At 62.1% G+C, this 25307-nt stretch carries 20 protein-coding genes, 1 tRNA gene and 2 pseudogenes; 8 read left to right on the plus strand and 15 right to left on the minus strand.

Annotation, left to right across the window (positions count from 1 at the left end; genetic code table 11):
- The first annotated feature begins 49 nt into the window (after positions 1–49).
- Complete coding sequence (locus FGE21_RS04975) at positions 50–829, plus strand: enoyl-CoA hydratase-related protein (RefSeq protein ID WP_139662192.1); 780 nt, start codon at positions 50–52, stop codon at positions 827–829.
- Positions 830–1095: 266 nt separating this feature from the next.
- On the opposite strand, the gene gltA is transcribed toward FGE21_RS04975, so the two are convergent.
- Positions 1096–2391, minus strand: coding sequence for a citrate synthase (gene gltA / locus FGE21_RS04980; RefSeq protein WP_139662193.1), 1296 nt, complete (start codon positions 2389–2391; stop codon positions 1096–1098).
- Positions 2392–2534: 143 nt separating this feature from the next.
- Entirely contained in the window at positions 2535–3935 is a 1401-nt protein-coding gene (gene gltX / locus FGE21_RS04985; protein WP_139662194.1) for a glutamate--tRNA ligase, read from the minus strand.
- Positions 3936–4014: 79 nt separating this feature from the next.
- On the opposite strand from gltX, the gene FGE21_RS04990 reads away from it, so the two are divergent.
- Together FGE21_RS04990 and FGE21_RS04995 are read left to right on the plus strand one after the other, a co-directional pair.
- Entirely contained in the window at positions 4015–6042 is a 2028-nt protein-coding gene (locus FGE21_RS04990; RefSeq protein ID WP_139662195.1) for a ComEC/Rec2 family competence protein, read from the plus strand.
- A 226-nt stretch (positions 6043–6268) separates the two neighbouring features.
- Positions 6269–7166, plus strand: a pseudogene (locus FGE21_RS04995) (IS110 family transposase).
- 428 nt (positions 7167–7594) lie between these two features.
- Here FGE21_RS04995 and FGE21_RS05000 read toward each other — a convergent pair.
- The 8 genes and pseudogenes from FGE21_RS05000 to FGE21_RS05035 form a co-directional block, all read right to left on the minus strand.
- Positions 7595–8616 (minus strand): annotated as a pseudogene (locus tag FGE21_RS05000) (IS110 family transposase).
- Positions 8617–8900: 284 nt separating this feature from the next.
- Positions 8901–9647 carry a transcriptional repressor LexA gene (gene lexA, locus FGE21_RS05005; RefSeq protein WP_139662196.1) on the minus strand — a complete coding sequence of 249 codons (747 nt, stop codon included), beginning with the start codon at positions 9645–9647 and terminating at the stop codon, positions 8901–8903.
- A 127-nt stretch (positions 9648–9774) separates the two neighbouring features.
- On the minus strand, positions 9775–10947 hold the full coding sequence (gene glp, locus FGE21_RS05010) for a gephyrin-like molybdotransferase Glp (protein ID WP_139662197.1): 1173 nt from the start codon (positions 10945–10947) through the stop codon (positions 9775–9777).
- Positions 10944–11420: a cyclic pyranopterin monophosphate synthase MoaC gene (moaC, locus tag FGE21_RS05015; protein ID WP_139662198.1), complete on the minus strand. Its 477-nt coding sequence runs from the start codon at positions 11418–11420 to the stop codon at positions 10944–10946. The genes glp and moaC overlap by 4 nt, the downstream gene beginning before the upstream one ends.
- 13 nt (positions 11421–11433) lie before the next feature.
- On the minus strand, positions 11434–12246 hold the full coding sequence (gene trpC, locus FGE21_RS05020; protein ID WP_139662294.1) for an indole-3-glycerol phosphate synthase TrpC: 813 nt from the start codon (positions 12244–12246) through the stop codon (positions 11434–11436).
- Positions 12239–12907: a uracil-DNA glycosylase gene (locus FGE21_RS05025; protein WP_139662295.1), complete on the minus strand. Its 669-nt coding sequence runs from the start codon at positions 12905–12907 to the stop codon at positions 12239–12241. Before FGE21_RS05025 ends, trpC begins: the two co-directional genes overlap by 8 nt.
- A 188-nt stretch (positions 12908–13095) precedes the next feature.
- Complete coding sequence (trpD, locus tag FGE21_RS05030) at positions 13096–14118, minus strand: anthranilate phosphoribosyltransferase (protein WP_139662199.1); 1023 nt, start codon at positions 14116–14118, stop codon at positions 13096–13098.
- A complete protein-coding gene (locus FGE21_RS05035; RefSeq protein WP_139662200.1) occupies positions 14115–14696 on the minus strand; it encodes an aminodeoxychorismate/anthranilate synthase component II in 582 nt (193 codons plus the stop codon). Before FGE21_RS05035 ends, trpD begins: the two co-directional genes overlap by 4 nt.
- A 265-nt stretch (positions 14697–14961) precedes the next feature.
- Between FGE21_RS05035 and FGE21_RS05040 the strand changes: the two genes are divergently transcribed.
- Positions 14962–16512, plus strand: a complete 1551-nt coding sequence (locus tag FGE21_RS05040; protein ID WP_139662201.1) for a divergent polysaccharide deacetylase family protein — start codon at positions 14962–14964, stop codon at positions 16510–16512.
- A 35-nt stretch (positions 16513–16547) separates the two neighbouring features.
- Here FGE21_RS05040 and trpE read toward each other — a convergent pair whose 3' ends face one another.
- The 5 genes from trpE to fabI all read right to left on the minus strand — a co-directional run bounded on the left by trpE (position 16548) and on the right by fabI (position 22776).
- The gene (gene trpE / locus FGE21_RS05045; RefSeq protein ID WP_139662202.1) at positions 16548–18059 is read right to left on the minus strand and encodes an anthranilate synthase component I; all 1512 of its coding nucleotides are present in this window, start codon (positions 18057–18059) and stop codon (positions 16548–16550) included.
- A 24-nt stretch (positions 18060–18083) separates the two neighbouring features.
- Complete coding sequence (locus FGE21_RS05050) at positions 18084–19919, minus strand: peptidyl-prolyl cis-trans isomerase (RefSeq protein ID WP_139662203.1); 1836 nt, start codon at positions 19917–19919, stop codon at positions 18084–18086.
- Between the two features lie 172 nt (positions 19920–20091).
- Complete coding sequence (locus FGE21_RS05055; protein ID WP_139662296.1) at positions 20092–21267, minus strand: aminotransferase; 1176 nt, start codon at positions 21265–21267, stop codon at positions 20092–20094.
- A gap of 180 nt (positions 21268–21447) precedes the next feature.
- Entirely contained in the window at positions 21448–21963 is a 516-nt protein-coding gene (gene gpt, locus FGE21_RS05060) for a xanthine phosphoribosyltransferase (protein WP_139662204.1), read from the minus strand.
- Positions 21964–21969: 6 nt separating this feature from the next.
- Positions 21970–22776 carry an enoyl-ACP reductase FabI gene (gene fabI, locus FGE21_RS05065; protein ID WP_139662205.1) on the minus strand — a complete coding sequence of 269 codons (807 nt, stop codon included), beginning with the start codon at positions 22774–22776 and terminating at the stop codon, positions 21970–21972.
- A 219-nt stretch (positions 22777–22995) separates the two neighbouring features.
- Between fabI and pdxH the strand changes: the two genes are divergently transcribed.
- The 4 genes from pdxH (at position 22996) to FGE21_RS05085 (ending at position 24866) form a co-directional block, all read left to right on the plus strand.
- Positions 22996–23601, plus strand: a complete 606-nt coding sequence (gene pdxH / locus FGE21_RS05070) for a pyridoxamine 5'-phosphate oxidase (RefSeq protein ID WP_139662206.1) — start codon at positions 22996–22998, stop codon at positions 23599–23601.
- A 129-nt stretch (positions 23602–23730) separates the two neighbouring features.
- Positions 23731–24273, plus strand: a complete 543-nt coding sequence (locus FGE21_RS05075; RefSeq protein ID WP_139662207.1) for a cold-shock protein — start codon at positions 23731–23733, stop codon at positions 24271–24273.
- 5 nt (positions 24274–24278) lie between these two features.
- Complete coding sequence (locus tag FGE21_RS05080) at positions 24279–24746, plus strand: DUF192 domain-containing protein (RefSeq protein WP_255731370.1); 468 nt, start codon at positions 24279–24281, stop codon at positions 24744–24746.
- A 43-nt stretch (positions 24747–24789) separates the two neighbouring features.
- Positions 24790–24866 (plus strand) — tRNA-Pro (locus FGE21_RS05085).
- Positions 24867–25307 lie beyond the last annotated feature (441 nt).

Raw genomic sequence — 25307 nt, forward strand, 5'->3', positions numbered from 1 at the left:
CCGGATGCTTAGGTCAACATGCGCATACCGCAACAGGGATATTTTACGCATGGACTATAGCGACATTCAGTATTCGCTCGACAACGGGCTTGCGACCGTCACCTTGAACCGCCCACAGAGCATGAATGCGCTGACAAGCCAGATGCGGGCGGAGATCACCCACGCCATGAAGGCGGCCGCAACGGAGGCCCGCGCCGTGGTTCTGACCGGAGCAGGCAATGCGTTTTGCACCGGTCAGGATCTGAAGGACGCCTCGTCGGGGGGGAACCAGATTGATCTGGAGCGGACCCTGCGGGATGAATACACGCCGATGCTGGAAGCAATCTTTGAATGCCCGGTGCCGACGATTTCAGCCATCAACGGTCCCGCTGCCGGGGCGGGGGCCAATCTCGCGTTGGCGGCGGATGTGGTGATCGCAACCGAAAGCGCCTATTTCCTGCAGGCTTTTGCGCGGATCGGACTGATGCCGGACGCCGGGGGAACCTGGTTCCTGCCGCGCCAGATGGGGTTGGCCAAGGCGATGGGGGCGGCATTGTTCGCCGACAAGATCACTGCCCGGCAGGCCAGCGATTGGGGGATGATCTGGGAATGCGTCGGTGACGCGGACTTCGAAGCCCATTGGAAGGCCCGTGCTGGCTACCTCGCCACAGGCCCGTCCAAAGCCTTCGGAGCCATCAAGCAGGCGTTGCGGCAATCGACCATCAACAGCCTCCCCGATCAGCTGTCGCTGGAGGCGCATCTGCAGGGGGAATTGGGCCGCAGTCGTGACTTCATGGAAGGTGTCACAGCCTTTATGGAAAAGCGAAAGCCTGATTTCGAAGGCCGCTGAGCCATTGACACAAGACAGGAAACGGCCAGCGGTGCGCTCCGCTGGCCGTTTTGCCTCGACCCTTGCCGAGTTCATCCCGGTGGTGTCATTCCAGTCCCCCGGCAGAGGGCGCCCGGTCCAAATTCGGCTTCTGTTGGCACCTGCGGCCGACAAGAAAACGCCCCACCGAAAGTCGGCAGGGCGTTCATCAGATAGCGCGTTGATTCTCGTCTACTTCAGGGCTGCTACAGAGCTGATGGAGGTCTGTAGCGGCCTTGAGGCAATGATCAGCGGTTTTCGATATCCACGTAGTCCCGGGTGGTTTCACCCAGATAGAGCTGACGCGGACGGCCGATCTTGTTTTGCGGATCGCCGATCATTTCTTTCCACTGCGACACCCAGCCCACCGTGCGCGACAGCGCAAAGATCGGTGTGAACATCGAGGTCGGGAAGCCCATGGCCTCCAGAATGATGCCGGAATAGAAATCCACATTCGGGAACAGTTTCTTCTCAATGAAATAGGGATCATTGAGCGCGGTCTGTTCCAGCTCCTTGGCGACCTGCAGCAGCGGGTTGTCTTCGACGCCCAGCAATTCCAGCACTTCGTCGGCGGATTGTTTCAACACTTTGGCCCGTGGGTCGGTGTTTTTATAGACCCGGTGGCCAAAGCCCATCAGACGGAAGGGATCGTTCTTGTCCTTGGCCCGCTCGAGGTACTCGGGAATGCGGTCAACCGAGCCGATTTCCTTGAGCATTTCAAGGCAGGCCTGGTTGGCGCCGCCGTGGGCCGGGCCCCAGAGGCAGGCAATACCGGCTGCGACACAGGCAAACGGGTTGGCACCCGAGGACGAGGCCAGACGGACGGTCGAAGTGGAGGCGTTCTGCTCGTGATCCGCATGCAGGGTGAAGATCCGGTCCATGGCGCGGGCCAGGATCGGATCAACCACGTAATCTTCGGCCGGGACCGAAAAACACATGTTGAGGAAATTCGCCGCATAGTCGAGATCGTTGCGGGGGTAAACGAAGGGCTGACCGATGGAGTATTTATAGGCCATCGCAGCAATCGTCGGCAGTTTTGCGATCAGCCGGATCGCCGCCACTTCGCGCTGCCAGGGATCGGCAATATCGGTGGAGTCGTGATAGAAGGCAGACATGGCCCCAACCACACCGACCATGGTCGCCATCGGATGCGCATCGCGTCGGAACCCACGGAAGAAGTTGTGCATTTGTTCATGCACCATGGTGTGACGGGTCACCCGTGTCTCGAAATCTTCCAGTTGAGTTGCGGTCGGCAGCTCACCATAAAGCAGCAGATAGCAGACTTCGAGATAATGGGATTTACCGGCCAGCTGATCGATCGGGTAGCCGCGGTGCAGCAGGATACCTTCGTTGCCGTCGATATAAGTGATGGTGCTGTCACAGCTCGCGGTGGAGGTGAAGCCCGGATCATAGGTGAACACGCCGGCCTGCGCATATAGCTTGCGGATGTCCAGGACATCGGGCCCGGCGGTTGGCGAGAAAATGGGAAGCTCGTAGGTTTCACCATTGAGGGAAAGCTGGGCAGTTTTCTGTGTATCGGTCATAGATGTCCCTTCCTGTTACAGGCGCAGAAAAGGCGGCAGGCCCGTTCCGCGCAGCGGGGAGCCCGCGCCGGTCAGTGGCGCAGGCAAAGTCCTATCCGAACGGGCTTACCCTGATCTTAACGTGAGATCGTGTGGGAGATTTATCAGCCAGTTACGTCTTCTAGCCGGGCCAGGGTTTCATCCCGGCCCAGAATCATCATCATGTCAAAGACCGAAGGGGTCACCGCCCGGCCCGCCAGCACAGCCCGAAGCGGGCCTGCCAATTTACCAAATTTCGTATCTCTGGCCGCTGCGAAATCATTCAAAGCAGTCTCCAGAGCGTCTCGGGTCCAGCTAGCATTTTGCAGATGCGGCGTCAATTCACCCAGTATACCTTGGGATACTGGATCAAGCGCCTTTTCCGCCTTGGCATCTCGCTCCAAAGGCCGGGATGTAAGCACAAAATGCGCTTTTTCAAGGAGTTCCGGGAAGGTCTTTGCGCGATCTTTCAGGCAGTGCATGGCCCGCTCCAACCCGTCTGCCTGCGCAGGCGAAAGCGCGGGCAGGCCGGCTGCGGTCAGATAGGCTTCAATTTCCTGCCGCAATGCAGCATCCCCTGCAATTGCAATATGTTGCCCGCAGAGGTTTTCCAGCTTTTTGGTATCAAAACGCGCCGGGCTCTTGCCGATGCCATCCAGATCGAACCACTCCCGGGCCTGTTCGTCCGTAAAGAATTCATCATCGCCGTGGGACCAGCCAAGACGCGCGAGGTAGTTGCGCATGCCGGCCGCGGGATATCCCATCGCCTGGTATTCCTGCGCCCCCAACGCCCCGTGACGTTTCGACAGTTTCTTGCCGTCGGCGCCATGGATCAGCGGAATATGCGCCCAGACCGGAATATCCCAGCCCATCGCCGAATAGATCATCATCTGACGCGCGGCGTTGTTCAGGTGGTCATCGCCCCGGATCACATGGGTCACGGCCATGTCATGATCATCCACGACAACGGCGAGCATATAGACGGGCGTCCCGTCGGAGCGCAGCAGGACCATATCGTCGAGCTGGTCATTGCGGATGGTCACATCGCCCTGAACCTGGTCGCGGATCACCGTCACCCCGTCCAACGGCGCCTTGATGCGCACGACGTAGGGCGCGTCCGGGTGATCGGTGTCGGCCGCGTCACGCCAGGGAGAGCGGAACAGGGTGGAGCGCCCCTCTGCCTTGGCCGCATCGCGGAACGCGGCAATTTCATCCTGAGTTGAGAAGCACTTGTAGGCCTTGCCTTCGGACAGCAGCTGATGGGCGACTTCCGCGTGGCGCGCCGCGCCTTCGAACTGGCTGACGACCTCACCATCGTGATCCAGACCCAGCCACGCTAGGCCCTGCAGGATTGCGGCGGTTGCTTCGGGGGTGGAGCGCGCGCGGTCGGTATCTTCGATGCGCAGCAGGAACTTACCACCGCGGCCCCGGGCATAGAGCCAGTTGAACAGCGCGGTCCGGGCGCCACCGATGTGCAAAAAGCCGGTTGGCGAGGGAGCGAAGCGGGTGACGACCGGTTGGGACATGTGGGGCATTTACCTTTTGGAAACCTTGTGAGGCGTATATTTTGCGCCTGTGTACCGAGCCAGAAGGCAGGGAGCAAGCGTGCGCATCTGGAGCGCCCTCGATGGATTGTTGCAAGCCCAGCGGGGACATCTGTTTCCCTGGGTTCCGGTCTTCTTCGGCCTGGGGATCTCATTTTACTTCATCCCCCCGCAGGAACCCGGCTTTTCGGTCTTTGCCGTGGTGCTGATGCTGACGAGCCTCCTGGGGCTTGTGGCGCGTCGCGGTGATGTGCTCGGACTTTGCGCGACGGCCCTGCTGCTGACGGGGATCGGGTTTTGCTACATGGGGGCCCGCGCGAATCTCGTGGCCGCGCCGGTGTTGAAATTCCGCTATTATGGCGCGGTCGAGGGGCAGGTGGTCAAGGTGGACCGCTCTGCTTCGGATGCCATGCGGATTACCCTGCGGCATGTCCGGCTGGATAATGTCGCGCCAGAGCGGACTCCGCATCGTGTCCGGCTGTCACTGTTTGATGGCGCGGCGCCTGCGCCCGGCGCCTGGGTGATGACAACAGCGCATCTGTCGCCGCCTCAAGGACCGGCAGAACCAGGCGGATTCGATTTCCGGCGCCACGCCTGGTTCCAGAAGCTGGGCGCGGTCGGCTACAGCCGCGTGCCTGTTCTGGAAACCGCAGCGCCGGGCAGGCTTCCGGTCGCAACGCTGCGGATGCGGGTATCACGCTGGGTCCGGGAGGGGATGCCGGAGCGCACGGCAGGCGTGGCCGCCGCGCTTGTCACCGGTGATCGCGCGCATGTGCCGCGTCATGTGATCGAGGCCTTGAGGGCCAGTAACCTGGCGCATCTGCTTGCGATTTCGGGTTTGCACATGGGCCTGTTTGCCGGGCTTGTATTCGCCAGTTTGCGCCGCGGGCTTGCGCTTTGGCCGGCCGTCGCGCTGCGCTACCCGGTCAAGAAAATCTCCGCCTGCATCGCGCTCTGTTCGAGTTTCGGCTACCTGTTGCTCTCCGGAGCCAATGTCGCAACGGAACGCGCCTTTCTGATGGTTGCGATGGTCTTGATCGCGGTGGTGCTTGATCGCCGTGCGCTGTCGATACGTGCGGTCGCCCTTGCCGCCTGTCTTGTGCTGCTGCGACGTCCCGAAACCCTGTTAAGTGCCGGTTTCCAGATGAGTTTTGCGGCGACCCTCGCCCTGGTCGCGGCCTTTCAGACCGTGCAGCCGTGGTTTGCGCCGGGGCAGTCCGGTGCGCTTGGCAGTGTCGGGCGCTGGATCGGCGCGCTGGTGTTGTCCTCACTCGTTGCAGGGTTGGCCACGGCGCCCTTTGGCGCGGCGAACTTCAATACGGTTTCGCACTACGGGTTGATCGCCAATCTCGTCGCGGTGCCGGTCATGGGGGCGGTGGTGGTGCCCGGTGCGGTTTTCGCGATTTGCCTGGCCCCGATCGGAGCCAGCGCCATCGGATTTTGGATCATGACGCTGGGACTGGACTGGATCCTGACGGTGGCAGAGACGGTGTCATCCTGGCCGGGGGCCAAAGGCTTCGTGGTGGCTCCGGAGGCGTGGATCCTGCCGGTGCTTGTTCTTGGTGGGCTGGTCCTGCTGTTGTGGCAAGGGCGGCTTCGGGCGCTGGGGCTGATACCGGTTTGCGTGGCACTTGCCTTCTGGCCGGGGTCGCAGCGCCCGGACGTTCTGATCGCGGCCGATGGTGGAATTGTCGGGATACTGACCCCGGAGGGGCGCGCTGTGTCTCGTCCCAGCGGCAAGAGTTTTGTCGCGGGTGTCTGGTTGGAGAATGACGGCGATGGGGGGGATCAGGAAACAGCATTCAGTCGCTGGCAGGGAACAGCGAACAGCAAGGTTCAGGAAATGACCGCCGCGGGACACCACTTTGTTCACGCCATTGGAAAGACGGGGGCCGCGCAACTCTCGGCACCCTGCCAGAGCGGGACGGTCATCATTTTGACGGTGGATGCGGAAATGCCCGAAGGCGACTGCATGGTGCTGTCGCCGAAGACGCTGCGCCGGACCGGCAGTGTCGCCTTCACCTCAGATGGGGGGATGGTGAAAAGTCGCGACGAGGCCCGGCTCCGACTATGGTCTGGCACCGGCTGAGCTGGCTCGGCTCAGGCTCCCAACGGCCGCCGCCCCCTCTGCCGCATTTGATAGGATCCGAACCGGGACAGAGACCTGAACTGGGGACCTGAACCGGGACTGATATCCGCATAGGGGCCGGGAACTGGGTCCAAGAACTGGGCCTGAATTCTCCGACAATGGGATGTACCGGCTGCTTCACCCAGCAGGTTCGGCTGTGTCTACGTCTGCAAGCAGGAGAAGTAGCATGGAGAAGAAAACCTTCGATCAGCTGATGTCCATCGGGATCGACATCGGCAGGGATATGTTCCACCTCGTCGGGTCCGACCGGGATGGACGATTGGTGTTGCGCAAACAGATCAAGCGGTTGGCGCTGGTCGCGACATCCAGGACGTTGCCGCGATGCATCCTCGGGATGGACGCCTGCCTGAGCGCCCATTTGGTCAGTCGGACTCTGCGGGGCATGGGGTTCGAGCCGCGCCTCATCCCCGCGATCTACGTGCAGCCGTTCATCAAGGGGCAAAAGACGATTACAATGACGCCGAGGCCATCGCGGAGGCGGCGCTGCGTCCGAACCTGCTTATCGTGCCTGAGAAAAGCCAGGACCCGCTCGACCTGCAGGCCCTCCATCGGGCGCGGTCGCGTCTGGTGTCAGGCCGGACCGCGACAATCAACCAGATCCGTGCCTTCCTGATCGAACAGGGGATCACGGTGCGCAAGGGTTTGCGGGCCCTGAAGAACTCCTTCGAGGCCATCCCCGGAATCGGGCCGATGATCTCGACGGCCATGGTTGCAGCAATCGGCACAGGGGACGCATTCGGGCGAGGACGGGATTTCGCCGCATGGATCGGCCTGGTTCCCAGACAATGCAGCACGGGCGGGCGAACGGGGCTCGGCCGCATTTCCAAACGCGGCAGCCGATACCTGAGGATGCTCGTCGTCCAGGCCGCAAAGGTCATCTTGATGCGGGCTAATCGATGGCCGGACTTCAGCTTTGGTGATCGGCTGATCCGGCATCGGAAAGGCTGGACAGGAACAAGCTGGCCGTCGCACTGGCCAACAAGCGGGCACGCCTGGCCTGGAGCATTCTGAGGCACAGAACCGCGTTTGACGCACCACGAGACGAGGTCGCCGCCGTCAACTGAGCCGGGGTGACCCAAAGGAGTTCGCGACAGATCGAAAGCATGGAACGGAACAATCACGCCCCCAGAATCTGACAGCCCTAACGGTCGTGATGGACCTTGCCGGTAGTGAGATCACGGCGCGTGCGTAACCCCAACTAGGCCACGACCCGCGAGTCCATCAACAGGCCGTGTGTGGACGCCCCGGTGAATGCAAGAAGTTTTTGGCAGGTATGAACATGTGGTCAGGTGCTGTCGTGTGTTCGGCCTCTGAATGTAGCTTTGACACGCCACGGGCCCGTATGGAGATGCGCGGATCAGGTCCAACTCGGATACGCGCGCTCTAAGGCGCACGGCCTGGTGCCTGGTTTCCCTGATCCCGTCTCATTGACCGTTTGTCCTTACTTCACCTCCGACCTTCTCACATGACCGGCAAAAGCCACCCTACTGGGTTAGGCGAAAGCCGGGTTCTTGTAATTCTCATTCTTCGTCATCAGAGCCCAGGCAATGCGTGCCAACTTGTTGGCCAGTGCGACGGTCACGAGCATCCTTGGTTTACGTGCCAGCATCTGCCCGAGCCAACCACTCTGATCCGCACCCCGTCGAATGGCCCACCGCACGACAGATGCCGCACTGATGACAAGAAGGCGGCGCAGGTCGCGCTGGCCCATCTTCGACCTGCGTCCGATCCGTTCTTTGCCGCCCGATGAGAATTGCTTGGGCGTGAGCCCGGTCCAGGCGGCGAAGTCCCGCCCTTTGCTGAAAGTGCTTGGGTCTGGAGAGAGAGCGGTAAGGGCCATGGCCGTGATCGGCCCGATACCTGGGATCGTCATCAAGCGCTTTGCTGCTGGATCCTGCCGGGCACCAGCGCGTAGCTCAGCACCCAATTTGTCGATCTTGCCTGCAAGCATCTCGATATGATCCAAAAGCACTTGGGCATGGTTAATGACGGCGGCTGGCAGTTCTGTTTCTGGATGACTGATCGCGGCCTGTAACCGGTTGAGATGAACTGTGCCAGAAGGAGCTACCAGCCCGTATTCTGCCAGATGCCCACGCAGCGCATTAATCGTTTGGGTCTTCTGCCTTACGAGCAGGTCACGGGTTCGCAGCGCCAAGCCTGATGCCTGTTTCTCCGCGCTCTTCACGGCGACAAAACGCATGGTGGGACGAGATGCCGCCTCAGCGATCGCTTCCGCATCATTGGCATCGTTCTTCTGTCGTTTGACGTAAGGCTTCACGTAGATCGGTGGGATCATCTTAACGGTATGCCCAAGCTATCCGATCTCGCGCCCCCAAAGATGAGAACTGGCACACGCCTCCATGGCCACGGTGCAAGTCGGAATGCCAGTCAGTAGAGACAGCAGCTTTGACCGCCGTACCTTCTTGCTGAATACGGGCCTGCCATCGGCTGTAGCTCCGTGAACTTGGAATAGTTTTTTGCCAGATCTACGCCGACTACGCTAATCTCTTCCATGGACGTCTCCTCCTCAACATGGTGATCACACCACCAGTCTGGCACATCGATGCCGTCGGAGGGGCGTCCACCCCATCGGATACATATGAGCGATTTCCAAAATCGTGCCAAATTCTCGATTGCGAACAGCAGCCGGTACATACATGTCAAGGGTCGGTTTGTTCCGGACGGCAGCTGGCCTTCACCAGCCCCGAAACAGCGCCGCGAGATTAAACTTGCCCTGCGCTATTCAGCTCCTACGACCTACAGTCATAGCCAATCAGTCCCGGATCAATAAGTGCGGATCAATATGTGCGGATCAGGCCAACAAGGCGCCCCTGCACTTCGACCTTGCTTTCAGGGTAAACCCGGTTCGGGTAGGCCGGGTTGGCGGCCTGCAGTTCGATGGAATTGCCCCTCCGATGATAATATTTCAGCGTCGCCTCGTGCCCCTCGACCAGAGCCACGACGATTTCGCCATTGTCGGCAACGCCGCTTTCGCGCACGACGACCACGTCACCGTCATTGATGCCGGCCTCAATCATCGAGTCGCCTCGCACCTCAAGCGCATAGTGCTGTCCGGAGCTGGACAGCATTGCGTTCGGAACCGCGATATGCGCCGAGGCCTGATTGATGGCTTCGATCGGAACACCGGCTGCTATACGACCGACAATGGCCAGCTCTGTGACGCCAGTATTCGGGACCGATTTCGGGGCGGTGTGTTTCGGGTCGGTCTCCGGTGTGCCCGGCGCGTCTGACAGGTCGGACCGGCCCCCATCAATCACCTGCGGCCGAAATCCGTTGTCGCCAGCCGCGCGGCCGGGCAGCGTGCCGAGGCTCTCCGGCAGACGGATAATTTCAATCGCGCGGGCCCGATGGGCGAGGCGCCGGATGAAACCGCGTTCTTCGAGGGCGGTAATCAACCGGTGGATGCCGGATTTCGAACGCAGATCCAACGCAATCTTCATTTCATCAAAGCTGGGCGGCACGCCGTCCTTTTGCAGGCGCTTGTGAATAAATTCCAGCAATTGCAATTGCTTCTTGGTCAGCATTGAACGGGCCCCTTCGGATGATACCTGTGACTTTGTTCTAGTCATGTTCCCGTTTTGTGTCAACAGGGCCGCCCGATAGGAGAACACAAAATTCACCAACATGGCGCTTTTGCGCCGGGCCGCTCACCTAGAGCGTGAGATATTCAACGGTGTCTCCGGGGTTTGCTGCAGGCGCGTGGGGCGGTCGCAGGATCAAGGCCTCTGCCTGCGCCAGAACCGACAACAGCGAGCTGTCCTGACTGTCAAACGGCTGCAGCGCGCCGTTCGACCAAAAGCCGCGCATATAATGGGCGCGTGGGCCGTTTTCAGGCAGCGCAATGGCCAGTGGCGCCCGCGACATCGCGTCGGGGTCTGATGGCAGCCCGAGCAGGGCGCGGACCATCGGGACGACAAAGAGGCGGCCGCAGACCATGGCAGAGACCGGATTTCCCGGCAGACCCACCATCGCGCCATGGCGGAACCTGCCCGCCATCAGCGGCTTACCCGGGCGCATGGCGACCTTGTAGAAGGACCGCTCCAGTCCGAGTTCCTGCGCGACCGCGGCCACCAGATCGTGATCTCCGACCGATGCGCCGCCGATGGTGACCACCAGATCCGCGTCCCCTGCGAAGTCAAAGGCTTGCCTGAGAGAGGATTTGGTATCGCGTGCGATCGGCAGCATCCGGACCTCAGCACCGTGAGAGTCCAGCATGGCCTTGAGACCGAAGGTGTTGGAGACGATGATCTGATCGGGGCCGGGGGTGTCACCGGGCATGACCAGTTCGTCGCCGGTGGACATCAGCGCGACCACCGGACGGCGGCGGACGGGCACCTCTGCGATATTCATCGCCGCCAGGAGTGCCACATCGGCAGCGCGCAGAAGATGCGGCGCGCTGACCTCTTGGCCGACAGAAAAATCACTTCCGAGCGGGCGGATATGCGTCGCGCCATCCGGGGCATCGACAAGCGTGATCAGGTCGCCGGTGCGGCTGACATCTTCCTGGATGACAACGTAGCTTGCCCCCTCGGGCACCGGAGCGCCGGTAAAGATGCGCACCGCCTGACCGGCGCCAACCCGGCCCGGATAGCCGTGACCGGCGGCAGCTTCGCCGATGACCTTGAACATGGCGTGCTGTTCAACCTCGGCCGCATTCACCGCGTAGCCGTCCATGGCAGAGGCGTCAAAGGGGGGCTGGTCGCGCCGGGCGATCACCGATTGTGCAAGCACGCGCCCGGCGGCCTCGGCCAGGGGAACGGTCTCGATCCCGGTCGGGGAGACCAGGTGCAGCAGGGCCGCGCGGGCCTCTGCCACCGGGATCATGGGGCCGCCTCGTAGCGTCCTGATTTCCCGCCATCCTTGAGCACAACACGAATGCCGCCGATCTCCATCGCCTTGTCTACGGCCTTTGCCATGTCATAGACGGTCAGGCAGGCGGTCGCCACAGCCGTCAGCGCCTCCATCTCGACGCCGGTCTGGCCGGTGGTTTTCACCGTGCCTGCAACCCGGATGCCGGGCAGGTCGGGATCAAGGGTCAGCTCTACCGCGACCTTGGTGATCGGCAGGGGGTGGCACAGGGGGATCAGCTCGGCCGTCTTCTTTGCGCCCATGATCCCGGCCAGACGCGCCACCGAGAGAACATCTCCCTTTTTGGCCCGGCCTTCGGAAATGGTGGCAAAGGTCGCCTGCGCCATGGTGATATGACCCTCGGCCACCGCGATGCGGGAGGTCACGGGTTTGTCGGAGACGTCCACCATATGGGCGTCGCCCTTCTGGTCAAAATGAGTAAGCGACATTTCGGGTTCTCCGTTACATGGCGCCGGGAACGAGTGGATTGGCCAGCAGATCGCGGGTAGCTCTGGCGACATCCTCCTGACGCATCAGGCTTTCGCCGATCAGAAAACTGCGCGCACCGTAGCGGGCCATATCCGCCAGATCCGCCGGAGTGGACAGGCCGCTTTCGCAGACGATGGAGCGGTCGGGCGGCACCAGCCGGGACAATGTCCGCGTCGTATCCAGAGTTGTTTCAAAGGTCTTCAGGTTGCGGTTGTTGATCCCCATCAGCGGAGATTTCAGATGGCAGGCCCGCTCCAGCTCGGCCTCGTCGTGGACTTCCAGCAGTACATCCATGCCCCATTCCGTCGCGCAGTGCTCCAGTTCCGCGGCCTGTTCGTCGCTCACCGACGCGAGGATGATCAGGATGCAGTCAGCCCCCAGCGCCCTGGCCTCTGCGACCTGATAGGGATCATACATGAAATCCTTGCGCAGGGCCGGCAGATCACAGGCCGCGCGGGCCTCGACCAGAAAATCCTTGGCGCCCTGAAAACTGGGCGTGTCAGTCAGCACCGAAAGACAGGTGGCGCCGCCCTCGGCATAGGCGCGAGCCAGTTCGGCGGGATTGAAATCCTCACGGATCAGCCCTTTGGAGGGGCTGGCCTTCTTGATTTCCGCGATCAGACCATAGCCCTCGTGGGTGGCCTGGATCAGACGTTCCGCGAATCCCCGGACGGGATCGGCCGCGCGGGCTTCGTCCTCGACATCGCTGAGCGGTTTGACAGCTTTGTCGGCGGCAATTTCCTCAAGCTTGTAGGCCTTGATCTTGTCCAGAATGGTGTCAGACATCATTTGGGCTCCTTGTTGTTGCCCGTGGGGCTGTCCATGTGATGGGGGGCTCGCCGCGCGCGGCCAGCCAGGTGTTGATGGTCGAAAACGGCCGCGACCCGAAAAAGCCGCGCCGGGCCGACAGCGGCGAGGGATGGGCGGTCTCTATAATCAGGTGATCGCCGGGACGGATGTGTTTGGCAAGGGCCTGTGCCTGTTTTCCCCACAGAACATAGGCCGTCGGGCGGCGTGAGCTATGGTCGAGCACCTGATGCGCTAGCTCCTGCCATCCCAGCGACTTGTGGCCATTCGCCTCGCCTGCGGGGACACTCAGCACGGTGTTCAGCAGTAAAACGCCCTGCCGTGCCCAGGGGCGCAGATCGCCGGTATCGGGGCAGGCGCCGAGGTCCGCCTGCAGCTCCTTGTAGATATTGCGCAGCGACCGGGGCAGGGGGCTGACCTCGGGGTCCACGGAAAACGCAAGCCCATGGGCATGGCCCGGGGTGGGATAGGGATCCTGTCCGAGGATCACAACCCGGGTGGCCTCGGGCGGCGTCAGGGCCAGCGCCGTAAAGCGCTGCGGGGCGGGCGGCAGGATCTGGCGCGGATCGCCCGCCAGCGCGGTCCGGATGGCCGGCAGATCCGCGCTGAAGAACGGCAGGTCGGCCCAGCCTGCGGGCATATCGGGGATGTGATCCGCTGGTTCGGAAAGCACGGAGATCTCCCCTTTCTAGGCTCGGTTCGGCAGGGTGGACAGGGGCAGTCGCGCGAGGGTCCCGCAGGCCCTATCAGTGAGGCCCGGATCCTGCGCGATCCGTTCCGGAACGGACGCCCGCGCGGGCCCTGTCTGAACCGTGTCGCTCGATGCCATTATGCCGCTCCGGAGGTGATCCGGGCGACGGCCTTTACCTTTGCAAGAGCCGCACCGCTATCGATGCTTTCGGCCGCTTTCTCTGCGCCTTCGCGCAGCGAGGAGACGGTGCCTGCGACGACCTGGGCGGCGGCTGAATTCAGCAGGACCGCATCCCTGTAGGCCGAGGGTGCTCCGTCCAGCAGCGCCCGCATCGCCTCCGCATTGACCGCGGGCGTGCCGCCGAGGATCGCCTCGAAGGGGTGCACGGGCAGGCCTGCTTCTTCGGGGTGGAGCTCGAAATCGGACAGGCAGCCGTCTTCGTTCACCGCCGAGACCCAGGACACACCGGTGATGGTCAGCTCATCCGTGCCATCGGACCCGTGCACGAGCCAGGCCTTCTCGGTCCCGAGCTGCCGGAGTGTCTCCGCCATGGGGCGGATCAGATCCCGGGTGAACGCACCAGTCAGCTGTCGCGTGACGCCAGCGGGATTGGTCAGCGGGCCGAGGATGTTGAAAATCGTGCGGGTGCCCAGCTCTTGCCGGGTCGGCATCACATGGGCGATCGCGGGATGATGCATCGGCGCCATCATAAAGCCGATGCCGCAGGCGTTCAGCGATTTCTCAACCACGTCCGGGCCGACCATGACCTGAATGCCCATTTCCGTCAGCGCATCGGCGGCACCGGATTTCGACGACAGGTTGCGGTTGCCGTGTTTGGCAACCGGCACCCCGGTTCCGGCCACCACAAAGGCCGTCGCGGTGGAAATATTCAGGGTCCCCTTGCCGTCTCCGCCGGTGCCGACAATATCCATGGCCCCCGCAGGCGCTGTGACCTTGTGGCATTTGGACCGCATCACGGCGGCAGCGGCGGCATATTCATCCACCGTCTCGCCACGGGTCCGCAAGGCCATCAGGAAGCCGCCGATCTGGCTTGGCGTTGCCTCGCCATTGAACAGGGCGGAAAAGGCGGTTTCGGCTTCGTTTCGGGTCAGGGCGCGGTCTGCGGCCACACCGATGAGTGGCTTGAATTCAGTGCTCATGCCGGGACTTTCATATCATTCAGGAAGTTCTGCAGGAGCGCATGCCCATGCTCGGAGGCGATGGATTCCGGATGAAACTGCACGCCGTGAATGGGCAGCTCTCTGTGCTGCAGGCCCATGATGGTGCCGTCCTCCAGCTCTGCGGTGACCTCAAGGCAGTCGGGAAGGCTGTCGCGTTCCACCACCAGCGAGTGATAACGCGTCGCCGCAAACGGAGAGGGCAGCCCTTTGAAAAGACCGGAATTGCTGTGATTCACCTGGCCCATCTTGCCATGGACGATTTCATGACAGCGCACGATCTTGCCGCCGAAGGATTGGCCGATGGTCTGATGCCCGAGACAGACGCCCATCAGAGGGGTCCGCGTTTCGGCAGCCGCCTCGGTCAGCGCCAGGCAGATCCCGGCCTGATCGGGGTCGCGGGGGCCGGGGCTCAGCAGGATGCCTGCAGGGTTCATCGCCATGGCCTGCTGCACATTCAACGCATCGTTTCGCCAGACCTCGATCTCGGCACCGAGTTCGCCGAGATAATGCACGAGATTGTAGGTGAAGGAGTCGTAGTTGTCGATTAGCAGCAACATCTTGGCACGCTCTTTTAAGGGTGGCGGGCCGGGGCCACGCCGAGATATAGTGGACGCACCATACATGTTCAGGGATGCAAGGCAGCGTCAAGAGCACATCCGGTCCTGAGGCCCGCAGAGGCTGCAGATACCGGAGGTGAGAGCGACCGGGTCTTGGACGGGACGCTTGAACAGGGTCTTGGACAGGACGCTTGAATGGGGCGCTCGGACAGGCTCGGACAGGGTGGTAGCGCAGAACGGGCTTAGGGCAGAAGGCGACACAGGCATGAGAGGATTTCTGGGAGGCGTCAGCATCGGCGCACTGGTGGCAGTGGCCGGGGCCGCTGTCTGGTCGTTGTCGACCCCCCTGCATCCACCGGTTGAGGTCTCGGGCGACACGCCTGCGCCGATCCTCGCGCCACGGGACGAGGGGACTGTGCCAGGCGACACGCCGCAAAGCGATGCGGATCTGGTTGAGGCGGCGCCGGTTGGCCCGGATCAGGATGCGTCCGGCAGCGACGGGGGGCCCGAAGGGATCGACACAGACTCGGCCGCGAAACCCGATGTCACGACGGATGTCGACAGTCGCCTGTCCCCCGATCCCAAGTCCGACCCCGGCGCATCGCCCGAGATCCAAGCCGCGAGCGATACGCCCGTTGCCACCGAAAGCCTGGACACGCTGACCGCTCCGGCGGATCATACCGACCCAAGCGTGCCGACCGAAACCGCGCGGCTGCCGGAACCGGCGACCAGCGCAGCCCCGGTGATCCAGCCGCCGGATGCCTCCGCCGACGGGCCGCTTCTGCGCGACGCCGAAGACAACAGAACCGCAGCCGTGGTCCCGCCGCTGGTGGCCGCCATAGAGCCGCCTGATCTCGGCGACGCGCCTGACACCACGCTGCCGCCCAGCATCGCAACGCCAGCCCCCGCGCCCGCGGTTCAATCGGATCAGGCCAGCGTCACGGATGAAGACGACAGCACCACAGAGCCGCAGGACACCCGCCGGATCGCGGATCTGCCGCAGGCCAACGGCGCCACAGACGCGACAGCCAATGATGGTCCGCGCGTCGGCACCCCTGTGATCCCGTTGACCGAGCGCGACAAGGCCACCACAGAAGTCGGCACCGGCATGGGGGCAGACCCCGCCTCGGCCGCACCGTTCCGGAAAAACGCCGAACCCTCCGATGCGCCTCCTGGGCTGCCGATGATGTCGATCGTCCTGATCGAGGAAGAGGGCGCGGTGGGGGCCGAAGCGCTGGAGCAATTCCCCTATCCGCTGACCTTCGCCATCGACCCTGCCGATCCCAGGGCCACGGAGCGGATGAAGGCCCGCCGGGCGGCCGGGTTCGAGGTGATGATCCTTGCCGATCTCCCGCGCGAGGCCAGTGCGCAGGATGCCGAAACGGCTCTGCCGATCTGGTTCGACCGACTGCCGGAGGCCATGGGCGTGCTGGAAGGGATCGAGACCGGCGTGCAGGGAAATCGGGAACTGGCCGATCAGATCTCGGCGATTGCGGCCGATGCCGGCTACGGGCTGGTGTTTCAGGACAATGGTCTCAACACGGTGCAGAAGATGGCGCTGCGGGATGGCGTCCCGGCGGGGGTGGTTTTCCGCGATTTTGACGGCGCAGGCCAGGATCCCCGCGCGATGCGGCGCTTTCTTGATCAGGCCGCGTTCCGTGCCGGTCAGGAGGGCGCAGTGGTGATGCTGGGACGGCTGAAACCCGACACGATTTCAGCGCTGTTGATCTGGGGGCTGCAGGATCGCGCCAGTCGCGTGTCGCTGGTCCCGGTCTCGGCCAGTCTCAGCCGGTTGCTGGAACCGGTGGGCGAATAGCGACCGGCATATCCGCTCGCCAGTCGCATCGGCGATCAGCGATTGCCCTGACCGGTGAACCGAGACGCATCCGCAGCAGCCCGCCGGATCGCGTTGGATTTGTGCACGGTCTCCATATATTCCGCCTCGGGGTCACTGTCGTAAACGACGCCACCGCCGGCCTGAATATAGAGCTTTTGATCCTGCACGATCGCGGTGCGCAGGGCGATGCACATATCCATGTCGCCACCGGCACTGAAATAGCCGACACCGCCACCGTAGACCCCCCGTTTTTCCGGTTCGAGTTCGTCGATGATTTCCATCGCCCGCACCTTGGGCGCACCGGAGACAGTGCCCGCCGGCATGCCTGCAAAGAAGGCATCCAATGCGTCCTTGTCCTCGTGCAATTCCCCGACGACGTTGGACACGATATGCATCACGTGGCTGTAGCGTTCGATGATGAACTCCTCGGTCGGGCGCACGGTGCCGATGCGGGCCACACGACCGACATCGTTCCGGCCCAGATCCAGCAGCATCAGATGCTCGGCCAGCTCCTTTTTATCCGCCAGCAGGTCCTGCTCCAACGCCTTGTCCTCTTCCGGCGTCGCGCCACGGGGGCGGGTGCCTGCGATCGGCCGTATGGTGATCTCATTGCCGAACACCCGCACGAGGATTTCCGGCGAGGCACCGATCACCTGAAAACCGCCGAAGTTGAAATAGAACATGAACGGCGACGGGTTGGTGCGCCGCAGGCTGCGATAGAGCGCAAAGGGCGGCAGAGAGAACTCCTGCGTCCAGCGTTGGGCCGGAACCACCTGAAATATGTCGCCGGCGCGGATGTAGTCCTTGGCCTTTTCCACCGCCGCCATATAGGCGTCCTTGGTGAAATTGGACACCGGCGCGGCCACCTCATGCGCCTCGCCGAGATCGCGGGTCTCTGCGGGCATGGCGCGTTCCAGATCCCGCACCGCATCCATCACCCGTTCGGCCGCCTGCGCATAGGCCGCCCGCGCGGATTGGCCGTCGCTGACCCAGGCCGGCGAGACCACCGTCACCTCGCCCTTGACCCCGTCGAGCACCGCAACCACCGAAGGCCGGATCATCACCGCATCGGGCAAGCCAAGCGGATCGGGGTTCACCCCGGGCAGGTGCTCCACATGGCGGATCATGTCATATCCGAGATAGCCGAACAGACCTGCGGCGGCCTGGGGCAGATCTTCGGGCAGATCAATGCGGCTCTCGGCCAACAGCGCCCGTAGCGTGTCGAGCGGGTTGCCGAGTTGCGGCACGAAGCCATCGGGATCAAAGCGTGCGGCCCGGTTGATCTCGGACGTCTCGCCCCGGGCCTGCCAGATCAGGTCCGGCTTCATGCCGATGATCGAATACCGGCCGCGCACCTCGCCCCCGGTCACCGATTCCAGCATGAAGGCATCCTTTTGGGCGCCGGTGAGCTTCAGCATCAGCGAAACGGGCGTGTCCAGATCCGCCGCCAGCCGCGTGTAGACCACTTGGTTTTCGCCGGCTTCATAGGATTTGGCGAAAGTATCGAAATCGGGAATCAGGACCATGGGGCGGTGCGCCTTGAACTCAGGTTACTGAAAGGACGCGTGAACGGCATTCACGGCCTGCTGGTTGATCTGCGGACGCGCGTTGGCCTGCACCGACTGCATGTAGATCTGGAACAACTCCGACGACAGAGATTGGTCGAGCTGCTCGCCAAGCGCCTGCGACAGGAACTGCATGTCGTCGCTGTCATCTGCCGGCAGAACCTCGTCCAGGCGCACCACCACAGTGCCCTCGGCGCCGGAGACTACGCGAAGTTCGCCAGGCTCCATCCCGAAAACCTCATTCATCAGGTCAACAGGCGTCAGGTCGAGGTAGGCCGTGCGCGTCAACCCGGTCTCGGTGACCACGTCAGAGCCCTCCGGGAACTCACCGCCGTTGGCTTCGGCGGCAGCTTTCAGGTCTTCGGCCTGGGCCGCAAGAGCGCTGGCAAGGCGGTCGGCCTTGACCGCTTCGGTGACCCGGTCACGGGCGGTGTCAAAGGGTTCCGGTCGCGGCGGCAGGATCTCGTTCAGACGCAGGGCAAAGAGGCTCCCGTCATCGAGAAAGGCTACGGCGGGGAAATCATCGGCCGTCAGCGCCTGCGCCGCATCGCGGAACTCGTCATAGGCGGCAATGCCATCGGTGGTGGTCGCGGTCCAGTCCAGCTGTCCCAACTCCACGCCCGGTTCCTCCTCGGCCAGCTCTTCGAGCGTTGCGCCCCCGGCCAGCAGATCATCGAGCCCTTCGGCGCGGGTTTCAATCACCCGGCGGGCGCGGTCCATCGCCAGTTCTTCGCGCAGGGTCGGCAAGGCGTCGTCATAGCTCGTGGACTTTGCGTCCAGAACACCATTCACCCGGAACAGCGCCGGTCCCAGATCAGAGGGCAGGGGGCCGACCACCGCGCCGATATCAGCGGCAAAGACCGCCTCTGCCGCGCCGCCGAGATCGCCCTGCGCCAGATCGCCAAGATCCACATCGCCCAGCGACAGGCCCCGGTCCGCGACCAGTGTTTCAAAGCTCGTCCCGCCGAGTTCCAACTGGGCCATGGCCGTCGCCGCGGCTTCCTGGTCGGAAAAAACGAGACGCTCCACCAGACGGCGCTCCGGCACATTGAATTCGGCGTCCCGCTCTTCATAGAGGGCGCGCAGGGCGGTTTCATCCACCTCGACCTCATCCATCAGGGTCTCGGGGCTGAGGGAGATATAGGTGATGACCTTGGTCTCCGGCAGGGTGAAGTCGTCGATATTGGCGTCGTAGAAGGCGCGAAGCTGCTCCTCGGTGGGCTCGACCATGGGGAGGATCACCCCGTCTTCGGACAGGCGCACATAGCGGAAACTGCGGCGCGCACCGATGTAGCCGGTGAGTGTATCGCCGAGAACCTCAGGCATGCGGGCGCCACCGATGATCGCGCCCTGCAGCAAGGTGCGGGCGGTTTCGGCGCGCATGTCCTCTTCGAATTCGGTTTCAGACAGGCCCGCGTTCTGCAGCGCAAACTTGTAAGCGTCGCGGCTGAATGTGCCGTCAGAGCCGTGGAAGGCCTGGATCTCGGTGATTTCCGCCAGCAGCGTTTCGTCGCCCACGGACAGGCCGATGGATTGCATCTCGTCATCCAGTGCGGCGGTGGCGACCAGACGGGACAGGACGCTGCGGTCGACCCCCATTGCGATCAGCTGGCTGAGGGGGATGGATTGGCCCGACTGGGCCTGAATGGCGCGTTGTTCCTGTTGCAGGGCGCGCGCATAGTCGTCGACGCTGACGTCAGCCTCCCCCACGGTGGCGAGGGTGCGGGTGGTGCCGGTCACATTGATCGCGCCGAAGCCCGCAAGCCCCACGAACAACAGACCCATGAGGATCCAAACGAAGGTCTTGGAGAGGTTTTTCATGCCTGCGGCCCTTTTATATTCGTCTTCTGCGGCGCGCCCTGCCGGTTTCGGCCCGGGCGGCCTGATGCTGCCGATAGGGTCGGCATTGTGCTGTTGCCGCCCTGAATACGCGTCTGTTCCAGCAGGAGCAAGCACAGAGGGCGGATGGGGGAGGGATATCGGTGGTTCGGCGTTATCCGGTGAAATCCGCGAGCCGACGCAGCATTTCCGAGATCCCGGCGCGGTCGACATTGGCAAAGGCCACCCGGAACTGACGTTGCCCCTCTGGCGCGTCCTCCGGCGAGAACATCGTGCCCGGAAGAAGCAGAACACCGGCCTCTTTCAACAACTTTTGCGCGATCACGTCGGCGCTCTGATCGAAGGGGTGCGCCACATAGGCGAAATAGGCCCCCACGCCCAACAGGGTCCAGCCCTTCTCAGCCAACGGAGCAAACCCCTCCTCGATGGCGGCGCGCCGGTCGAGGATTTCAGCGCGTTCGCCCGCCAGCCACTGATCCAGGTTTTCAATGCCCCAGGTGGCCCCGATCTGTCCGACCTGAGCGGGGCAGATGGTGACGGTGTCGAGAAATTTCTCCATTTCCATCAACCGCGCCCTGCCGGTCGCGATGGCGCCCACACGGTGCCCGGTCAGCCGGTAGGCCTTTGAGAACGAATAAAGATGAACGAGCGTATCCTGCCATCCTTCGGTTTGAAACAGCCGATGCGGAGCCCCGCTGCGGCTGTCGAAGTCCCGGTAGGTCTCGTCCACGATCAGCGTCAGCCCGTGACGCCGCGCCAGATCGAAAAACCCGTCGAGCAAGTCGGCGGGATATTCCACACCGCATGGATTGTTCGGCGTCACCAGCGCAATGGCGCGGGTGCGTTCGGTGATCATGGCTTCGGCGCGGGCGACCTCTGGCAGCATACCGGCCCCGACGGGCAGGGGCAGGGTGGTCACGCCCTGCATATCCAGCCACATCTTGTGGTTGAAATACCAGGGCGTTGGCAGGATGACCTCATCGCCTTCGCCAGAGAGGCTGGCGATGGTCGCCGCAAAGGCCTGATTGCAGCCGGATGTGATCGCGGTTTCATCCGCACGCACCGTCGCGTCGTAGTGGCGGCTCATCTGCGCGGCCAGCGCGGCCCGCAGATCATCATTGCCAAGCACCGGACCATAGAGATGGGCGCTGGTCTGATGCAGGACGGCCTCGGCCATGGCCTGCCGCAATCCGTCTGGTGGCGGGTCGGCGGGGGCGGCCTGGCTCAGGTTCAACAAGGGTGCGTCGTCGGAAAACGTCAGCCCCTGAAGCCAGCGGCGGGATTCGACAATTGGGGAAACAAAGGTCGCTTCGGTTCTGGCGAGCGGCATCGGCTGCGGTCCTTCAACAGTCATCTATGTCTTTCGGCCCGGTGGGCCTTCAGCATTAGGAGGTCTTCGCGTCCGGCTTGCAAGAGCGCAACGACCGGATATCAAAGAAAAAGCGCGCTCCCGATGGAAACGCGCTTTGGATGGAGTGACTGGAGCTGCGGGTGGAGTTGGGGGGCGTGCTCAGTCGGTGCCGCGATAGGGTTCCACATATTGCAACGCCATGTCCCAGGGGAAGAAAATCCAGGTGTCCTGGCTGACTTCGGTGATGAACGTATCCACCATCGGGCGCCCCTTGGGCTTGGCATAAACGGTGGCGAAATGCGCCTTTGGGTACATTTTCCGCACCAGTTCCAACGTCTTGCCACTGTCCACAAGGTCGTCGATGATCAATATGCCTTCGCCATCGCCCATCAGAGTGGCATCCGGCGCCTTCAGCACCTGAACTTCGCCCTGCGATTGATGGTGATAGGAGCGGACGCTGATGGTGTCGACGGTGCGAATATCCAGCTCGCGACTGACAATCATCGCGGGCGCCATACCGCCACGGGTGATCGCTACGACCGCGCGCCAGTGGCCATTGTCCGGACCCAGCCCGTCAAGCCGCCACGCAAGCGCGCGGCTGTCGCGGTGGATTTGATCCCATGAGATATGAAACCCCTTTTCATGGGGCAGACGGTTCGGGTCCTTGGTGCTCATTTGGCGTCAGCCTTTCTCGATATCGGGGGCGTCAACGGCCTTCATGCCCACCACATGGTAGCCGGCATCCACATGCAGGTTTTCGCCGGTCACGCCCGAAGCCAGGTCCGACAACAGATACAGCGCGGATTTGCCGACATCGTCTGTCGTCACATTACGGCGCAGCGGCGAGTTATACTCGTTCCATTTCATGATGTAGCGGAAGTCGCCAATCCCCGAGGCGGCCAATGTCTTGATCGGGCCTGCCGAAATCGCATTGACGCGAATGCCGTCCTTGCCCAGATCTTCGGCCAGATATTTCACCGAAGCCTCCAGCGCTGCCTTGGCCACGCCCATCACATTATAATGTGGCATGACCTGCTCGGCGCCGTAGTAGGTCAGCGTCAGCATCGACCCACCGTCGGTCATCATCTTCTCGGCCCGTTTGGCAACCGCCGTGAAGGAATAGACGGAAATGTCCATGGTCATGGTGAAATTGGCGCGGCTGGTATCGACGTAGCGACCCCGCAGTTCGGTCTTGTCGGAAAAGCCGATGGCATGGACCACGAAGTCGAGCTTGCCCCATTTTTCCTCAAGCGCCGCAAACAGAGCGTCTATCGACGCCTCGTCCCCCACATCACAGGGCAGCACCAGATCGCTGCCGAGTTGCGCGGCCAGCGGATCGACGCGTTTGCGCAATGCATCGCCCTGATAGGAAAACGCCAGTTGCGCTCCGGCCTCGGCGCAGGCCTTGGCAATGCCCCACGCAATGGATTTGTCGTTCGCAAGGCCCATGATCAGGCCACGCTTCCCGGCCATCAGTTGAGTAGACATGCAGGTTCTCCGCCTGTGATCCGTTAATGGAACGTCCTTTAGCCCGCTGTGGGCATCGCTTCAAGGGTGGACACTGTGCTCTGGTCTTTCAATCGTGGAAAAATGCCATTAGGTTAACGGCAAACACGCATTGAAGTTGACGCCCGGTGGGAATGACAAGTGGCAAAGACTTAGACCAAACCGGGCTGAGACCAAAGCAAAGACTAAGACAGGGAAATTATGTCGGACCGAGAAGGATTGTTCGCCGGAGACGATCCCTTTGACATCGCCCGCAGCTGGCTGGCGGAAGCAGAGGCGAGTGAAATCAACGACCCGAACGCCATCGCTCTTGCGACGGTGGATGCATCGGGGATGCCCAATTCCCGTATGGTTTTGCTGAAGGAAATCGAAAGCGCAGCCTTTGTGTTCTATACCAATTACGAAAGCGCCAAGGCCCGCGAGCTGGACAGCAGCGGCACCGCAGCCTTTGTGATGCATTGGAAATCCCTGCGGCGGCAGATCAGAGTACGCGGTCACGTGGAAAAGGAAAACGGCCCCCAGGCCGACGCCTACTTCAACTCCCGGTCTCTCAAGAGCCGGATCGGTGCCTGGGCATCGAAACAATCGCAACCTCTGGCCTCCAGAGGGGCCCTGATGGCCGAAGTCGCGAAAGTGACGGCGCTGAAGGGACCGAATCCCAAACGTCCCCATTTCTGGGGAGGCTACCGATTGACCCCGGTTGAGATCGAATTTTGGGCAGATGGGGCGTTCCGTCTTCATGACCGATTTACCTGGCGCCGCAGGAAGCCGGGTGAAAATTGGTCGGTAACCAGACTAAGTCCTTGACGTTTTGTAACGTAACGGACTTAGTTAACTCTATAAATTCCGACTTTTTTGCTCTTGAATTGTTGTGTCGAAATCGCGCAGTTAGATAGGCAACACGGAAATCAACACTCGAACCTGTGGAATATTTTAGTGGCCGAAGATCTAAGCAGCTTGCAACAAGTCCGTGGACGCGTGAAATGGTTCGATCCAACCAAAGGGTATGGGTTCATCAAATGTCCTAATGATGGGCCTGACATCCTTTTGCACGTGAATGTTCTGCGAAACTTTGGGCAGAGCTCCATTGCGGATGGCTCGGAAATCGAAGTGGTCACTCATCGCACGGACCGCGGGGTTCAGGCGGTTGAGATTGTCGCCATTGCGCCTCCCGAACGGGATGACACACCGGTCCTGAGCGATCTTGCGGATCTTGACGCGGTGGAGCTGAGCAACAGCCCGCTGGAGCCGGCCCGCGTCAAATGGTTCGACAAGGCAAAAGGGTTCGGATTTGCCAATGTCTTTGGCCGCGAGGAGGACGTGTTCCTTCATGTGGAGATCCTGCGTCAATCCGGTCTGTCCGATGTTCAGTCCGGCGAGGCGCTTGCCATGCGGGTGATCGATGGCAAACGAGGCCGCATGGCCGTGGAAGTGCTCGCCTGGGAGATAGCCAGTTCCACCCAGAAGAAAGAGGCCTGAGGCCCGTGCAGGTCGGCTCTGTCGCCGGAGCTGTCTTGCTGTGGCTGTCTGCGGTTTCTGTTCAGGCTGCGTGTCAACGCGATCAGGTTGACCTCAGAGGGCCCTGGGGCGAGGCGCGCTTCGGGGTCGAGGTGGTTGATACCCCCGGCGGCCGTGCGATGGGCCTGATGTACCGGGCCGAGATGCCCGCTCGTGATGGCATGCTCTTTGTCTACGAGCACCCGCAGCGTGTGGCCTTCTGGATGAAGAACACATTGATTCCCCTTGATATGATCTTTGTCGAAGCCGACGGCACCGTCAGCCACATCCATCAGAATGCCGTTCCCGGCGATCTGACCCCGATTCCCGGTGGCGATAAGGTGCTGGTGGTGCTCGAAGTGAACGCCGGTATTGTCGAGACATACGGGATCACGGTCGGCAGCCAGATGCGCCATGAAGTTTTTTTGCAAGAACGCGCAATTTGGCCCTGTTAGGGCTTTTCAATCCAGAACCTTAGCGATAGGAAGGCGCACGGTCCGGGGCGTGGCGCAGTCTGGTAGCGCACCTGTTTTGGGTACAGGGGGCCGTGAGTTCGAATCTCGCCGCCCCGACCACTTCTACTAAATACGAGATCAAACACTCCCGGCATTGCCGGGGATGTTTGACCGTATTTGGGGATCAGATCCCTCTTCCTCAAGCCGCTTTTGCGGTCGTTGATCCGTAGGACCCACATCAGGGTCCCACATCCGGGGGGAACGCCCCGGAGGATCCGTCAGAATCGGACCCGTGAGTAGGCGGGGATTCGCCATCATCCGATCTGCGATATTTACCATTCATTTACCAACTGGCTCTGCTGCGCGTCAGGGCCAACAACCGCCGCTGCTTTTTTTTGCGTTGAGTTTCTTCCGGCGGCCGAGTGTTGCGGCTCTGCCGATCATGATTTGCGAGCTGGTCGCGCGTCATGACACCTTCGGCCGCCGCCAATCTGTTGCGGCCAGTCCCGCCCGATCCAAATCACCTTGCTCCGGCAAACCCCTCCCAGACCGCAAGTTTTT

It is taken from the genome of Phaeobacter sp. B1627 (assembly GCF_006265095.1).
GTDB lineage: Bacteria > Pseudomonadota > Alphaproteobacteria > Rhodobacterales > Rhodobacteraceae > Epibacterium.

What these genes read in the sequence shown, in the direction of transcription:
- FGE21_RS05055 (WP_139662296.1), bottom strand. Translation starts at nt 21,267, where the DNA reads ATGCCGCTCGCCAGAACCGAAGCGACCTTTGTTTCCCCAATTGTCGAA.
- moaC (WP_139662198.1), bottom strand. Translation starts at nt 11,420, where the DNA reads ATGTCGCTTACTCATTTTGACCAGAAGGGCGACGCCCATATGGTGGAC.
- trpE (WP_139662202.1), bottom strand. Translation starts at nt 18,059, where the DNA reads ATGGTCCTGATTCCCGATTTCGATACTTTCGCCAAATCCTATGAAGCC.
- pdxH (WP_139662206.1), top strand. Translation starts at nt 22,996, where the DNA reads ATGTCGGACCGAGAAGGATTGTTCGCCGGAGACGATCCCTTTGACATC.
- fabI (WP_139662205.1), bottom strand. Translation starts at nt 22,776, where the DNA reads ATGTCTACTCAACTGATGGCCGGGAAGCGTGGCCTGATCATGGGCCTT.
- FGE21_RS05040 (WP_139662201.1), top strand. Translation starts at nt 14,962, where the DNA reads ATGAGAGGATTTCTGGGAGGCGTCAGCATCGGCGCACTGGTGGCAGTG.
- gltA (WP_139662193.1), bottom strand. Translation starts at nt 2,391, where the DNA reads ATGACCGATACACAGAAAACTGCCCAGCTTTCCCTCAATGGTGAAACC.
- glp (WP_139662197.1), bottom strand. Translation starts at nt 10,947, where the DNA reads ATGATCCCGGTGGCAGAGGCCCGCGCGGCCCTGCTGCACCTGGTCTCC.
- trpC (WP_139662294.1), bottom strand. Translation starts at nt 12,246, where the DNA reads ATGTCTGACACCATTCTGGACAAGATCAAGGCCTACAAGCTTGAGGAA.
- FGE21_RS04975 (WP_139662192.1), top strand. Translation starts at nt 50, where the DNA reads ATGGACTATAGCGACATTCAGTATTCGCTCGACAACGGGCTTGCGACC.
- lexA (WP_139662196.1), bottom strand. Translation starts at nt 9,647, where the DNA reads ATGCTGACCAAGAAGCAATTGCAATTGCTGGAATTTATTCACAAGCGC.
- gltX (WP_139662194.1), bottom strand. Translation starts at nt 3,935, where the DNA reads ATGTCCCAACCGGTCGTCACCCGCTTCGCTCCCTCGCCAACCGGCTTT.
- trpD (WP_139662199.1), bottom strand. Translation starts at nt 14,118, where the DNA reads ATGAGCACTGAATTCAAGCCACTCATCGGTGTGGCCGCAGACCGCGCC.
- gpt (WP_139662204.1), bottom strand. Translation starts at nt 21,963, where the DNA reads ATGAGCACCAAGGACCCGAACCGTCTGCCCCATGAAAAGGGGTTTCAT.
- FGE21_RS05050 (WP_139662203.1), bottom strand. Translation starts at nt 19,919, where the DNA reads ATGAAAAACCTCTCCAAGACCTTCGTTTGGATCCTCATGGGTCTGTTG.
- FGE21_RS05035 (WP_139662200.1), bottom strand. Translation starts at nt 14,696, where the DNA reads ATGTTGCTGCTAATCGACAACTACGACTCCTTCACCTACAATCTCGTG.
- FGE21_RS05025 (WP_139662295.1), bottom strand. Translation starts at nt 12,907, where the DNA reads ATGCCCGCAGGCTGGGCCGACCTGCCGTTCTTCAGCGCGGATCTGCCG.